This window comes from Plantactinospora siamensis (assembly GCF_042434095.1).
Taxonomy (GTDB): Bacteria; Actinomycetota; Actinomycetes; order Mycobacteriales; family Micromonosporaceae; genus KBS50.
Window position 1 is genome coordinate 165,972 of record NZ_JBHLUE010000017.1, and the last position, 12,657, is coordinate 178,628.

The window sequence follows — 12,657 nt, forward strand, 5'->3', positions numbered from 1 at the left end:
TGGCCGGGTGGATGATCTCGACCTGCTCGACTGGCGCGAGCGCGTGGCCCGGCTCTACCTCTCGGACCTGGACCTGGCCGGCTTCCGGGCCGCCCGGGACCGGCTGTTCGCCGAACATCCGGCGTCACCGGTCGCCGGGCAGCCCGGATTCGGTGGGCTGAGCTACTTCCCGGCGAACCCGGACGCGGTCCTCGACGTGCCGCTGGAACCGGCCGAGGGAACGGAATCGATCGACACGGGCGGCCCCGACGGGGTGGTGACGTACCGCCGGGTCGGGGTCGCCCGGACGCCGTGGGGCAACCTCACGCTGTGGTGGATCACGGCGTACGGGGGCGGCCTGTTCGTGCCGTTCCGCGACGCGACCTGCGGCCGGGAGAGCTACGGCGGCGGGCGCTACCTGACCGACACCGTGAAGGGCACCTTCGGGCGCGGCCTCACGCTGCTGCCCGGCCGGCGGGTCCGGCTCGACTTCAACTATGCGTACAACCCGAGCTGCTGCTACTCCGCCGACTGGGCCTGCCCGCTCGCGCCGCCGGAGAACCGGCTCACCGGTCCCGTCCGGGCCGGCGAGCAAACGTACGGCTGATCGCCTGGTGGGACGATCGATGCATTGACTTATATCGAATGAAAGACTGTGCCTCAATCATCGCGACCAGGCGCCTGAGGGGTGGCCGATGCTTCGATCAGTCGTCACCGTGTTGACGGCCGCCGGCCTGTCGCTCGCCGCCGCCGGCGCCGCCGCCGCCGCAGCGTCCCCGGCGGGCGCAGGGTCCGCGGCGGGCGTGTTGGCCCCGGCGGGCGGGCCGGCGCTGCCGGCGGCGTCGCCCACCGTCATCGTCACCTGCCCGCCGGCGCTGCCGATCGGCGGTCAGGTGACGGGGACGACCGCCACCAGCGTCACGGTGAGCTACTACATGCTGCTCACCCCGCCCTGCGGCTACGACACCCCGATCACGGTCAGCCTGTTCGCCAGCCGGGAGGACGCCGCGCAGTGGCGGGCCCCGGTGGCCGAGGCTCTCTCCGGGCCGGAGCGGAACGGGTCCGTCACTATCGGCGGCCTGACCCCGGACACCGACTACTGGTTCCGGTTCACCGGCGCGGGCGGGCAGCGCGACCCGTACGTGATCGGCGGCCCGGCCCACACCGCGGCGCTGTCGGCGTGCGCCGCGACGTTCGCCGTCGACTCGCGGTGGGGGAGCGGCTTCGTCGCCACGGTCACCGTCCGCAACTCCGGAACCCAGCCGCTGTCGGGCTGGCAGGTCTCCTGGCGGTGGCCCGGCGACGAGCGCGTCCAAGGCGTCTGGGGCGGCGTGGCCACCGGGTCCGGCGCCGACGTGACGGTCCGGAACGCCCCGTACAACGGGAGGCTCGGCGTGGGCGCCTCGACCACCTTCGGCCTGCTGGTGTCCACCACGGCGGCGCCCGCCGCCATCGCGCCGACCTGTCAGCCGTCGGTCGGCTGACCCGGTGGCCAAGCGTTAAGAAGGGGCCCCTTCCTATACAGAAAGCGATAAGAAGGGGCCCTTCCTTCCAGACCGGCACCGTTAGTGGGCGGTCTGGGGTGGGCGCATGGGTTGCCAGTTGAGGCGGCTCAGCATCTGCCTCGCCTGCTCGGCGAAGTCCGCGTCCGCGGTCACCGCGTACTCGCTGGCCTGCAGGGAGCTCGCCGAGCTGAAGTCCCGGCGGCCGCCGCTCATGGCGTGCGCGATGGCGCCGAAGATGGCGCCCCAGATCGCGCCGATGATCAGCGCGATCACGATGATGGCGAGCCAGTTGCCCCCGGTGAAGATCCCGAAGAGCAGGCCGATGAACAGACCGAACCAGGCGCCCGTGCCGGCGCCGGCCAGCGCGGCCCGTCCGGTCGTCATGCGGCCGAGGACGCTCTCCACCAGCCGAAGGTTCGTCCCGACGATCGCCGTGTGCTCCACCGGGAACCGGTTGTCCGCCAGGTAGTCGACCGCCCGCTGCGCCGACGCGTAGTCCGGGTACGACCCGATCGTGACGCTCGGTCGGCCGGTCTCCGGACCGCCGTCGCCGCTCGGCGGGCTGGCCGGCCGGCCGGCGGGTCCGGGCGGGAAGGTGTTCTCGCTGGTCCTGGTGCCCGTCGTCGGCACCCAGCCCGGGCTGGTACTCCTGGTCATGAGCTGCCTCCTTCGTCAATCTCGGGGTTCCCGATCGGGCGGACGGTAACCACGCGTCACGGCCCCGAGGGCCCGGTCAGGTCGAGCGGGGCCCGGTCAGGTCGAGCGGCGTTCCGGCCCGACTGGGTGGTTCCGCCACGGCTCCCACCCGGCCCGCGTTCCGTTGGGGGGCTGCGGCCGGCCGGACCGTCCGGGTGCACAATTCCTGGAATGCGCCTGGTCATCACCGCCGACACGCACGTACCGAAGCGGGCCCGGGACCTGCCGCCCGCGCTCTGGACGGCCGTCGAGGCGGCCGACGTGGTCGTACACGCGGGGGACTGGGTGGACGAGGCGCTGCTGGCCGCCATGACCGCGCGCAGCCGCCGGCTCATCGGGGTGTACGGCAACAACGACGGGCCGCCGCTGCGGGCCCGGCTGCCCGAGGTGGCCCGGGTCGAGCTGGCGGGGCTGCGGCTGGCCGTCGTGCACGAGACCGGGCCCAGGCAGCGTCGCGAGGAGCGCTGCGCGGCCCGCTTCCCGGACACGGATCTGCTGGTCTTCGGGCACTCGCACATCCCATGGGACACGGTGGCGCCCGGCGGGCTCCGGCTGCTCAACCCCGGCTCACCCACCGACCGCCGCGCGCAGCCGCACGCGACGTACCTCACGGCCGAGATCTCCGCCGGCCGTCTGACGGGGGTACGGCTGCACCGGCTCCCGCCGCGCTGACGCCGATCCGCGTCCCGCGCGGCCGGAGCCGGTGCCCCGGGCTACTGGCCGCGGCCGGTCTGCTCCTGCAGATCCTCGATCCGCTTGGCCGCGTCGGCCTTGGTCATCTCCCCCGGAAGCTCGCTGCCCGCCTCGCGGGACAGCGTTTCCAGGTACGACCGCTGGGCGGCCGTCCACGGCTCCTCGCCGGTCACCCACTCGTCCGGGTCCTTGATGGCACCCGCCGGGTTGGCCTGCGGGCTGTTCTGGTCGCTCATCGTCTCCACCCTCTCTCGAACGGGCGTACCAATACCCGGGGTGATCGCCGGCCATGCGTGCCCGGCTGCCCGAATTCGTGCCCGCGGAGTGGATTAAGACGCTGGCGCATATACGCGTAGGACGTATATGCTCCGGACATGAGCGACCGAGGCCTGCGCGAGCCGGCATTCCTGGTTCTGACGTCCCTGGCGGCCGAGCCGCAGCACGGCTACGCGATCATCGAGGACGTCCTGCGGATCTCCGACGATCGCGTACGGCTGCACACCGGCTCGCTGTACGCGATCCTCGACCGGCTGCGCGAGACCGGCCTCATCGAGGTCGACCGCGAGGAGGTGGTCGCCTCCCGGCTGCGCCGCTACTACCGGATCACCGCCGCCGGCGCCGAACGGCTGGCCGAGGAGACCCGGGCGCTGCGCCGGCACGCCGACGCGGCCGCGCTGCGCCTGCGCCGGCTGGGCGGCCTAGCGCAGGGCGGTGCGGCATGAGCGAGCGCAGCGAGCGAATCATCAAGCTCAGTGCGCCGGAGCCTCATGCCGGGGCCGGAGCGCAGCGAGAGGCCGGCATGAGCGGCGGGGGGCTGGAGCGTCGCTACCGCCGCCTGCTGTCGAGCTACCCGGTCGCCCACCGGGCCGCCTACGGCGAGGAGATGCTCGGCGTGCTGATGGCCGGGGCGGCGCCCGGGCAACGCCAGCCGGGCCTACGGGAGTCGCTCGACCTGGTGGTCTCCGGGCTGCGCGCCCGGCTGCGGGTGCCGGTCCGGGCCGCCGGCTCCGCGCCCTGGCGGGAGGCGTCCGCGGTCTTCGGCTACGGGGCCGCCGTGCTGCTGGCCGCCATCCCCGCGTACCAGCTGAGCCCCGGGATCTTCGCGCGCGGGCTGCCCGGACTGTCCCGGACCGGCCTGGTGCTGGCGCTGGTCTGGACCCTGGTTGCCGGCACGGCCGCGCTCGGCTGGCGGCGGGCCGCCGCGGCCTGCGCGATTGTTGCTGCCGCCGGACAGGGCGTCGCGGTCGCGCGGACCTATGTCGGCTTTCCCGACGACGCGGTCACCTCGTGGTGGCGACTGGTGGTGGCGATCACCGCGGCGGCGTCGCTGATCGCGTTGTTGCCGTCCGCGACCCGACCGGAAGCGGCCCCCGCGCTCCTGACGCGCTCGAGGCTCGCCATCGCGGTGGCCGCGGCGGTGCCGCTCGTGGCCGTTCCCCTGTTGACGGGGGCCGCCATCCGGGCGGGCTTCTACCTGAGGGAGGGCGATCCCGGGGTGCTGGCCGGGGACACCGTGCTGCTGGCGGCCCTGGCGATCGTCACGCTGCGGCTGCGGCCCTCGCTCCGCCGGCGGGTGCTGGTGCTGACCGCGCCCGCCGTGGCCACCATGCTGGTGGTCAAGCAGACCTTCGGTGGCTTCCTGGCCTCGTCACCCCGGTTCGACCCGCCGGTGTACCTCGTCGCGCCGCAGTGGGCCGGCCTCGTCCTCACCCCGCTGCTGGTCTTCGTGGGAGGCTGCTGGGTGCTCGCCCGCTACGAGCGCCGGCTGGCCTCGGGAGCGCTGCTGGGCTGAGGCCGTGGCGGGCCCGGCCCGCCCACCGGCGGCGTCGCGGACGGGGGCCGCCGGCGGGCGCGCCGCGGGACGCCCTCGGCTGGCGCCGGCGCGTCGCCCGTCGGCGCGCCGCGGTAGCACGCCGCCCCGGCGCGACCTGCCGGCGTGGCGCGACCTGCCGGCGTGGCGCGATCCGCCGGCGTGGCGCGATCCGCCGGCGTGGCGCGGCCCGCTGGCGCGGCGCTGCCGGCCGGTCGGGGCGGGTGCTCGTTAGGATCCGCCGGTGAACGATGGCGAAGGTGTGACGGTCGTCGGAGCCGGCATCGCGGGACTGTCCTGCGCCCGCGAGCTTGCCACGGCGGGCGTGCCGGTCCGGGTCCGGGAGCGGGCCCGGGTCCCGGGCGGACGGATGGCCAGCCGGCGGTTCGACGGGCGGCCCGTCGACCTGGGCGCCGCGTACTTCACGGTCAGCGACCCGGACTTCGCCGCCACGGTCCGCCGGTGGGCGGCCGCCGGCCTGGCCCGGGAATGGACCGACACCTTCGTGGCCTACGACTCAGGGGGCCGGACGGCCCGGCCCGGCCCGATGCGCTGGGCCGCGCCTGACGGGCTGCGCAGCCTGGTCACCGACCTCGCCGTCGGGCTGGACGTGACGACCGACCGGCTCGTGACGATGGTCGAGCCCGGGCCGCTGGTGGACGGCGACCGGGCGTCGGCCGTCGTGCTCGCCATGCCCGGCCCGCAGGCGGCCCGGCTGCTCGACACCCCACTCGCGGCGGCCCTGCGGGCGGCCCAGGCGCAGCGTTGGGCGCCCAGCCTGGCGGCCGTGCTGCGCTATCCCGAGCGCTGCTGGGCCGACTTCGCCGGCGCCTTCGTGAACGACCACCCGGTGCTGCGTACCGTCTGCGACGACGGCGACCGGCGCGGCGACCGGGCGCCGGTCCTGGTGGCGCACACCACCGACCGCTTCGCCGGGGGGTACCTGCCGCAGCCGACGCTGGCCGGCCCGGCCATCGAGGTCGCGGTCCGGGAACTGCTGGGCCTGCCCGATCCGGCCGCCGAGGTCTTCGTGCACCGCTGGACGTACGCCCATCCGGCGGACGGGGCCGGCGGCGGGCCGGCGTACCACCTGGACGACGACGGGATCGGCCTGGCCGGGGACGCGTTTGGCAAGCCCCGGGTGCAGACGGCCTGGCGCTCCGGCCGCGCCCTCGGCCGCGCCCTCGCCACCCGCCTCTCCCACCCCTAACCACCCCCCCGGACCCCCACCCCCGGGCATCCCCACTCCCCGGACCCCGCCCCGGCATCCCCCCGGACCCCACCCCCGGCATCCCGACGATCTTGCACTTTGGCCCCGACAAAGAAGGCTTTAAGCCGCAAAAAGGGGGCCCAAAGTGCAAGATCGCCGGGGCGGAGCGGGGCGGGGCGGGCTGGGGCGGGGCGGGGCGGGGGAGGGGGCAGTTAGGCCGCGGATTGGGCGGGCTGGTGGTCCGGGACCGACGGGGAGCGCTCGCCGCGGCGGTCCAGGCGCCGCATCACCGGGGTGGCGGCCACCCCGTGCACGACCACCGAGACCACCACGACCAGCCCCACGGTGGCCCAGAGCAGGTCCGCCTGCGGGAAGTGCGCGTGCGCGGTGGCGTACGCGAGGTAATAGAACGAGCCGACGCCGCGGATGCCGAACAGGGCGATCACCCAGTGCTCGGCCGGCCGCCCGGGCGCCCCGCGCAGCGACAGCCAACCGGTGAGCGGCCGGATGACCAGCACCAGCGCCAGGCCGACGGCCGCGGCCGGCCAGGTCAGCGGGCCGAGCAGCCCGCCGACCACCGCGCCACCGAACAGCAGCAGCAACAGCACGGTCAGCAGCCGTTCGATCTGCTCGGCGAAGTCGTGCAGCACCTGGTGGAACTCGTGCGAGCGCTCCGCCGCCCGGATCGCCCGGGCCGCCATGAACACGGCCACGAAGCCGTACCCGCCGGCGACCTCCACCAGCCCGTACGCCAGGAACGTGGCGGCCAGCGCCAGGAAGCCCTCGGCGTGCTTGGCCAGCCGCAGCTTCTCCGACGGTGCCCGGAAGAACAGCTTGCCCAGCAGCCAGCCGATCAGCAGGCCGCCGCCCACCCCGACGGTTAGCTTGTAGAGCACGTCGACGGCGAACCAGTGGGCGAGCCAGCCGGAGGGCGCGAGGCCGACCGAGGCGATCGCGATGGCCGCGTACACGAACGGGAAGGCGAGCCCGTCGTTCAGGCCGGCCTCGGAGGTGAGCGCGAACCGCACCTCGTCCTCGGAGTCCTCCACGTCGGTGGGCTCACCCACCTGCACGTCGGAGGCCAGCACCGGGTCGGTGGGCGCCAGCGCGGAGCCCAGCAGCAGGGCGGCGGCCGGCAGCAGGCCGGCCCACCACCAGCCGAGCAGCGCCACCGCGCCGATGCACAGCGGCATGGCCACGGCCAGCAGCCGGGCGGTGGACGACCAGCGCCGCCGGCCGAACGGCCGGTCGATCTTGAGGCCGGCGCCCATCAGCGCGACGATCACGCCGACCTCGGTGAGGTGCTGGGTCAGCGTCGGGCTGGCCAGCGGGTCGGGCCGGGGCAGTCCGGTCGGCAGCAGGAACAGCAGCATGCCCAGGCCGAGAAACGCGATCGGCATGGACAGCGGGCGGTGCTCCAGCAGCCGGGGCAACGCGCCGGCCAGCAACGCGGCCAGGTTGGCGAGCGCGAACACCAGATCGACAGCGTCCACGCCGTACGACTCCTTTGCGGTTGTGTGGGGGATGCGTGCGGGTCCCGACGGCCGTCGGACCGGCGGGCGGGGAGCGGACCCGGCCGTGGTCCGCGGCCGGGTCGAGGGTCGGTGGGCGGGTCGAGGGTCGGCGGGCGGGTCGAGGGTCGGGGGGCGGTCGAAGGCGGGTCAGGTGGGGTGGGGCGCCGGCGGGCGCCGAGCGGCGGCGGGGAGGCCCGCCCGGTCAGGCCAGCCGGCCCAGCGGCGACTCGTCCAGCGCGGCCAGCAGGGCGGCCGGGTCGTCGTACACCGCCACGGCGCCGGCGCCGGCCAGCTCCTCGCGGCTGGTGCCGCCACAGGTCAGGCCGATACACGCCACATCGAGCTTGCCGGCCGCCACCACGTCCCAGACGGAGTCGCCGACGAACAGCACGCGGTCGGCGTCCAGCCCGGCCCGCTCGAGCGCGGTCGCCACGATGTCCGGCGCCGGCTTGCTGGCCTCCGCGTCGGCCGAGGAGGTGACCGTGTGCACCACGTCGTCCACGCCGAGGGTCGCCCGCAGCGCGGCCAGCTCCGGCTTGCCCGCCGAGGAGGCCAGCACCACCCGCAGGCCGCGGTCCGCGCAGGCGCGTACCAGGTCCTGCGCCCCGCGCAGCGGCCGCAGCCGTTCCCAGTACGTCGCGAAGAGGGTCCCGTGGGCGGTCACCATCTTCTCGTCGGCGTCCCGGTCCCGCTCGGACCCGAGCAGATGATCGAGCAGCTGGTCGGAGCCCATCCCGATGGCCCGGTGGATTTGGGCCATCGACACGTCGTGGTCGAACTGCCGGAACGCCTCCCACCAGGCGACGGTGTGCAGGTACGTCGTGTCCACGAGGGTGCCGTCGAGGTCGAAGAGCACGCCGGCGGGGCGGTTGGCGTCCATGGCCCCCTGTTACCCCACGCCCCCTGGGCTGACGCGTGACGTGGGCGACGGGATCAACATCTCGAACCACACGGTGGAGCCGCGTACCGTCGGGTCGGTCCCCCAGGCGTCGCTGAGCTGCTCGATCAGGCCGATCCCGCGCCCCCGGCTGCTCAGCGCGTCGGTCTGGGCCCGGACCACCCGCCCGCGGTTGCCGCTGTCGGCCACCGAGACCAGCAACCGCTCCGGGGTCAGGTCGATCTCCACCCGCGCCGCCGTGCCGGCGTGCAGCAGGGCGTTGGTGGTCAGCTCGCTGGTGCACAGCACGGCCGCGCCGATCACCTGCTCGGGCACCTGCCACTCGGTGAGCTGGTCGGTCATCCAGTGCCGCACCCGGCCCGGCGCGGTGGGCTCGGCCGGCACCTCCATGGCGGCCGACCGGCTCGGCGAGATCGCGTGTTCCACCGCGAGCACGGCCACGTCGTCCTCGGTGGCGCCCGGCACGGCGGTGCTGGCCACCGCGCACAGCGTGCGGGGGTCGCCCGCCGGCGCCCCGGCCACCACCGTCGCCAACCGGTCGAACCCGGCGGTCAGGCCCTGCTGGCGGCGTTCCACCACGCCGTCGCTGTAGAGCAGCAGGGTGTCGCCGGGCGCGAGCTGCAGGGTGGCCGCCGACCGCCGGCCACCGAGCCCGAGCGGGGCGCCGGTGGGTACCTCCAGATAGTCGGCGCTGGCCCGGCCGTCCGGTCCGACCCGCCGCAGCAGCGGGGCCGGGTGGCCGGCGCTGGTGATCCGCATCCGGCCGTCGCCCGGTTCGATCACCCCGTACACGACCGTCACGAACAGCTCGTCGCTGCTCGCCTCGGCGCCGAGGCTGGTCACCAACCGGTCCAGCCCGCGCAGCACCACGGCCGGGTCGGGGTCGTTCAGCGCCAGCGCCCGCAGCGCGGCCCGGACCTGGCCCATCACCGCCGCCGCCTGCACGTCGTGGCCGGCCACGTCGCCCAGGACGACGGCCAGTTCGCCGTCGGAGAGCCGGAACGCGTCGTAGAAGTCCCCGCCTGCAGCGTTGCCGTCGACGCCGGGCTCGTACCGGGCGGCGAGCCGCAGGCGGGGCAGATCGGGCAGGTTGTCCGGCAGCATGCTGCGCTGGAGCAGTTGCGCCGTGCCGTGCTGGTTCTCGAACCGGCGGGCCCGCTCGGCGGCCTGGGCCAGCAGCTCGGCCGCCGCGGCCAGCAGCGCCCGTTCGGCGGGCGCCCAGGTGTGCGGGACGCGGTAGCCGACCGTGATCGCGCCGCGCAGCGACGGCGTCCGCAGCGGCAGCGCGGCCAGCGCCCGGACCAGTTGGTCGTGCCGGTCCACGGCGGTCGACCGGAGCGGCTGGCCGTCCGACACGAACGTCGGCTGCCCGCTGCGGGCGGCGACCACCAGCGGGGCCGTCGAGTCCTCGGCCTGGCGGCGCCACAGCGGCGGGAGCCGCTCGTCGACCTCGTCCAGCTGATCGCTGCGGACCCGGCGCACCGCCCGCCAGGCCGTTCCGTCGTCCACCCCGAAGGCCACCTGCTCGGCGTCGAAGGACGCCAGGGCGTACCGGAGCGCCACCCGGGCGACGTCGTTGAGGGTGAGGCTGCCGGCCAGCGCCGAGGTGAGCTCGCTGAGGTTGCGCAGCCGCTGGGTCATCTGCGCGGTCTCGACCGCGATGATGAGGACGCCCAGGATGTCGCCCCGGTCGTCCCGTACCGCCGAGTAGCCGCGGGAGAAGACGCGGTACTCGGCGCGGCCGGGGTCGACCGGGCCGACCGGAAAGACCGTCTCGGGCTCCTGCCAGGGCGTACCGGTGCGGTAGACCCGCTCCACCACGTCGCCGATGCCGGGCTGTCGCCACGCCTCGGCGATGGCCTCCGCGGCCGGCCGGCCGAACGCGGCCGGGTGCGCGGCGCCGATGAGCCCCGCGAACGGCTCGTTGTAGACCAGCCGGTGCTCCGGGCCGCACGCCACGGCCATCGGCATGGCGGCGTCGAGCACCAGGTCCACGGCGGTACGCAGCGCCGGCGGCCACTGCGCGGCCGGCCCGAGCTGGGCCTCCGGCCAGGCACGGGCGGCCGGCGGGGTCGCCTCGGCCCGCTCCGGCGCGGGCGCGGGAGCGGGCGGCGCCGGTATCCGCCCAGCCGTACCTGCCATGTATGCAGCGTAACGGGACGACACCCGTCGTTCATGATCGGCGGCCGGGACCGGCCGGATCTGCCGGTCCCGGCCGCTGGATCCGCCGGTCGCGGCCGGCCGTCCGGTTCCGGCCCGTCCGTGGGGATTATCAACGCAAAGGGGGAATTTCACCCCGGCGGCGGCCGGTTGCCCGCTCGGGCACCGGGTAAGCCGCGGGCGCGAAAGTCCAGGTCAAACGGGAGGTATGCCATGACCGGCGCGGTCGCGCTCCGGCAGGTCGACGTAACTGCCGGCTGGAACGAATTCACGAGGTGGGTGGTGCTGTTCGTGCCGCGGGTGATCGGGTCCATCCTGATCATCATCGTCGGATGGCTGGTCGCCAAGGCGGTGCTCAAGCTCGTCGACCGGGTGCTGGAACGGGTCGGCTTCGACCGGGCCGTCGAGCGCGGCGGGGTGGGACGGGCGCTCGAACGCAGCCGGTACGACGCGAGCGACATCCTCGCCCGGGTGGCCTACTACGCGGTGCTGCTGTTCACCCTGCAGGCGGCGTTCGGCATCTGGGGGTCCAACCCGATCAGCAACGTGATCGGGAACATCGTCGGCTGGCTCCCGCGGGCCTTCGTGGCGATCATCATCGTGGTGGTGGCCGCGGCCTTCGCCAGCGCCATCCGGGACCTGATCACCGGGGCGCTCGGCGGGCTGTCGTACGGCCGGCTGCTGGCCGATGTGGCCTCGATCTTCGTGATCGCGCTCGGCATCATCGCGGCGCTGAACCAGGTCGGCGTGGCCACCACGGTCACCACGCCGGTGCTCATCGCGGCGCTGGCCACCGTGGCGGGCATCCTGATCGTGGGCGTCGGCGGCGGTCTGGTGCGGCCCATGCAGAGCCGGCTGGACGGCTGGCTGACCCGGGTCGAGCAGGAGACGCGGCAGCGCCGGGGCCAGGCGTACGCGGCGGGCCGGGGCGACGTCGAGCGCGAGATGGCCGACCGGGGCGGGGCCACGACCCGGCAGCCGGCGGGTTCGTCGAGCGGCGGGGTGTACCGGGCCGGTCCGGAGGACGAGCCGGGCCGGGGTCGCTGACCGGTCGAACGCGGACCGGCTCAGCCGCGGGCCGCCAGCAGCGATCGTGGCCGGCGGTCGGGGCTGGCGGCGGCGGTCAGCAGCGGATGCCGGTGGCGGCCCGGGCTGACGCGGTCAGCAGCGGATGCCGGTGGCGTGCGCCAGCGCGCAGACGGCCACCAGCCGGACCAGCACCCAGTCGGGCTCCGACCAGTCCACCGGGTCGGCCGGCGGCTGCCAGCCGTGCTCCACCGCGGCCGCCCGCACGCCCTCGGCGTACGCCTCGAGCAGCGCCGGGGGCGGCGGTCCCGCCGCGATCCCGCCGATGCCGTCCCGTACCGCGGCCGCGTGCTGGTCGACGGCGGCCAGCAGGCCGGGCCGGCCGGCGGCGGCCGCCAGCCCGGTCGCGCCGTACGACGACAGCAGCGCGGCCAGCACCGGTGGCGCGGTCCGGCGGCGGGACCGGCGGCCGGTCCCGGCGAACGGGGCTCTCATGTCCGCCGAGGCTACCTGTCGGTAGCGCCGGCCACCCTCGGCCGGTCGGCTGAGGACCTCGCCGCGACCGTTCCGACCCGGGGGTCGTCGCGGGTACCGAACCGGACAACCGGCGCCGCGGCCGACCGGTCGACGCGGTGGAGTGACGAGCCCCGCTCGGGGGTACCGACCGGACGGTTCAGCACCGACGGGAGGCGGCATGGCCGGGCTGGGACGTACGGACACCGCACCGGACGGCGACGGTCCGGACGCGGCCCATCGGCGGCCGCCGGGCCTGGACGACCGGACCGTGGCGGCGCTCGGCAGGCTCAGCGAGGCGCTGGAGACGGTGGAGCGGGTACGCGGGCACCTCTACTCGCTGCACCAGCTCACCGGGCAGGCCGACCTGATGCTGGACGAGGCCGTCGAGCTGTTCCGCTCGGCCGGGCACGACGCGCTCGCCGACCGGATCGAGCGGGAGCTGATCGGGCGGAACGTGATCGCCGGCCGGTGGACCTTCCAGATCGTCGAGGACTACGACGACGGGTACTACGCGGTCTTCCGGAACGTGGAGGCGGCGGCCCGTGACGACCTGGCCGGCGGCCGCCGGCACCTGCACGAGGCGGAGCTCAAGGAGCGGCGGCGCACCCGCGGCCAGCCGGGGCACGAGGCCCGGCCGGCGCAGCGGTGAC

Annotated in this window: 14 protein-coding genes; 8 read left to right on the forward strand and 6 right to left on the reverse strand. The window is 75.2% G+C overall.

Annotation, left to right across the window (positions count from 1 at the left end; all coding sequences use genetic code 11):
* The first annotated feature begins 7 nt into the window (after positions 1 to 7).
* Both ACFFHU_RS21220 and ACFFHU_RS21225 read left to right on the forward strand, forming a co-directional pair.
* Positions 8 to 586, forward strand: a complete 579-nt coding sequence (locus ACFFHU_RS21220) for a DUF1684 domain-containing protein (RefSeq protein WP_377341502.1) — start codon at positions 8 to 10, stop codon at positions 584 to 586.
* 88 nt (positions 587 to 674) lie between these two features.
* Positions 675 to 1,463 (forward strand): cellulose binding domain-containing protein, encoded by a 789-nt coding sequence (locus ACFFHU_RS21225; RefSeq protein ID WP_377341504.1) that lies wholly within the window; start codon positions 675 to 677, stop codon positions 1,461 to 1,463.
* Between the two features lie 81 nt (positions 1,464 to 1,544).
* On the opposite strand, the gene ACFFHU_RS21230 is transcribed toward ACFFHU_RS21225, so the two are convergent.
* Positions 1,545 to 2,141, reverse strand: a complete 597-nt coding sequence (locus tag ACFFHU_RS21230; RefSeq protein ID WP_377341506.1) for a YflT domain-containing protein — start codon at positions 2,139 to 2,141, stop codon at positions 1,545 to 1,547.
* Between the two features lie 210 nt (positions 2,142 to 2,351).
* Here ACFFHU_RS21230 and ACFFHU_RS21235 point away from each other — a divergent pair, with 210 nt between their 5' ends.
* Entirely contained in the window at positions 2,352 to 2,852 is a 501-nt protein-coding gene (locus ACFFHU_RS21235; RefSeq protein WP_377341508.1) for a metallophosphoesterase family protein, read from the forward strand.
* 41 nt (positions 2,853 to 2,893) lie between these two features.
* Here the strand turns inward: ACFFHU_RS21235 and ACFFHU_RS21240 are convergent, their stop codons facing one another.
* Positions 2,894 to 3,109, reverse strand: coding sequence for a DUF3072 domain-containing protein (locus ACFFHU_RS21240; RefSeq protein WP_377341510.1), 216 nt, complete (start codon positions 3,107 to 3,109; stop codon positions 2,894 to 2,896).
* Between the two features lie 138 nt (positions 3,110 to 3,247).
* Here ACFFHU_RS21240 and ACFFHU_RS21245 point away from each other — a divergent pair, with 138 nt between their 5' ends.
* From ACFFHU_RS21245 to ACFFHU_RS21255, 3 genes are all read left to right on the forward strand, one after another.
* The gene (locus ACFFHU_RS21245; RefSeq protein WP_377341512.1) at positions 3,248 to 3,595 is read left to right on the forward strand and encodes a PadR family transcriptional regulator; all 348 of its coding nucleotides are present in this window, start codon (positions 3,248 to 3,250) and stop codon (positions 3,593 to 3,595) included.
* Positions 3,596 to 3,672: 77 nt separating this feature from the next.
* On the forward strand, positions 3,673 to 4,665 hold the full coding sequence (locus ACFFHU_RS21250) for a hypothetical protein (protein WP_377341513.1): 993 nt from the start codon (positions 3,673 to 3,675) through the stop codon (positions 4,663 to 4,665).
* 280 nt (positions 4,666 to 4,945) lie between these two features.
* Entirely contained in the window at positions 4,946 to 5,893 is a 948-nt protein-coding gene (locus ACFFHU_RS21255; protein WP_377341854.1) for an NAD(P)/FAD-dependent oxidoreductase, read from the forward strand.
* Positions 5,894 to 6,105: 212 nt separating this feature from the next.
* Here ACFFHU_RS21255 and ACFFHU_RS21260 read toward each other — a convergent pair whose 3' ends face one another.
* From ACFFHU_RS21260 to ACFFHU_RS21270, 3 genes are all read right to left on the reverse strand, one after another.
* Entirely contained in the window at positions 6,106 to 7,386 is a 1,281-nt protein-coding gene (locus tag ACFFHU_RS21260) for a cation:proton antiporter domain-containing protein (RefSeq protein WP_377341515.1), read from the reverse strand.
* A 223-nt stretch (positions 7,387 to 7,609) separates the two neighbouring features.
* On the reverse strand, positions 7,610 to 8,287 hold the full coding sequence (locus ACFFHU_RS21265; protein ID WP_377341517.1) for an HAD family hydrolase: 678 nt from the start codon (positions 8,285 to 8,287) through the stop codon (positions 7,610 to 7,612).
* 9 nt (positions 8,288 to 8,296) lie between these two features.
* A complete protein-coding gene (locus ACFFHU_RS21270; protein ID WP_377341519.1) occupies positions 8,297 to 10,447 on the reverse strand; it encodes a SpoIIE family protein phosphatase in 2,151 nt (716 codons plus the stop codon).
* 231 nt (positions 10,448 to 10,678) lie between these two features.
* On the opposite strand from ACFFHU_RS21270, the gene ACFFHU_RS21275 reads away from it, so the two are divergent.
* Positions 10,679 to 11,512: a mechanosensitive ion channel family protein gene (locus ACFFHU_RS21275; protein ID WP_377341521.1), complete on the forward strand. Its 834-nt coding sequence runs from the start codon at positions 10,679 to 10,681 to the stop codon at positions 11,510 to 11,512.
* Between the two features lie 114 nt (positions 11,513 to 11,626).
* Here ACFFHU_RS21275 and ACFFHU_RS21280 read toward each other — a convergent pair whose 3' ends face one another.
* Positions 11,627 to 11,986, reverse strand: a complete 360-nt coding sequence (locus tag ACFFHU_RS21280; protein WP_377341523.1) for a DUF6401 family natural product biosynthesis protein — start codon at positions 11,984 to 11,986, stop codon at positions 11,627 to 11,629.
* 199 nt (positions 11,987 to 12,185) lie between these two features.
* Here ACFFHU_RS21280 and ACFFHU_RS21285 point away from each other — a divergent pair, with 199 nt between their 5' ends.
* Positions 12,186 to 12,656: a hypothetical protein gene (locus tag ACFFHU_RS21285; RefSeq protein ID WP_377341525.1), complete on the forward strand. Its 471-nt coding sequence runs from the start codon at positions 12,186 to 12,188 to the stop codon at positions 12,654 to 12,656.
* Position 12,657: the final 1 nt, after the last annotated feature.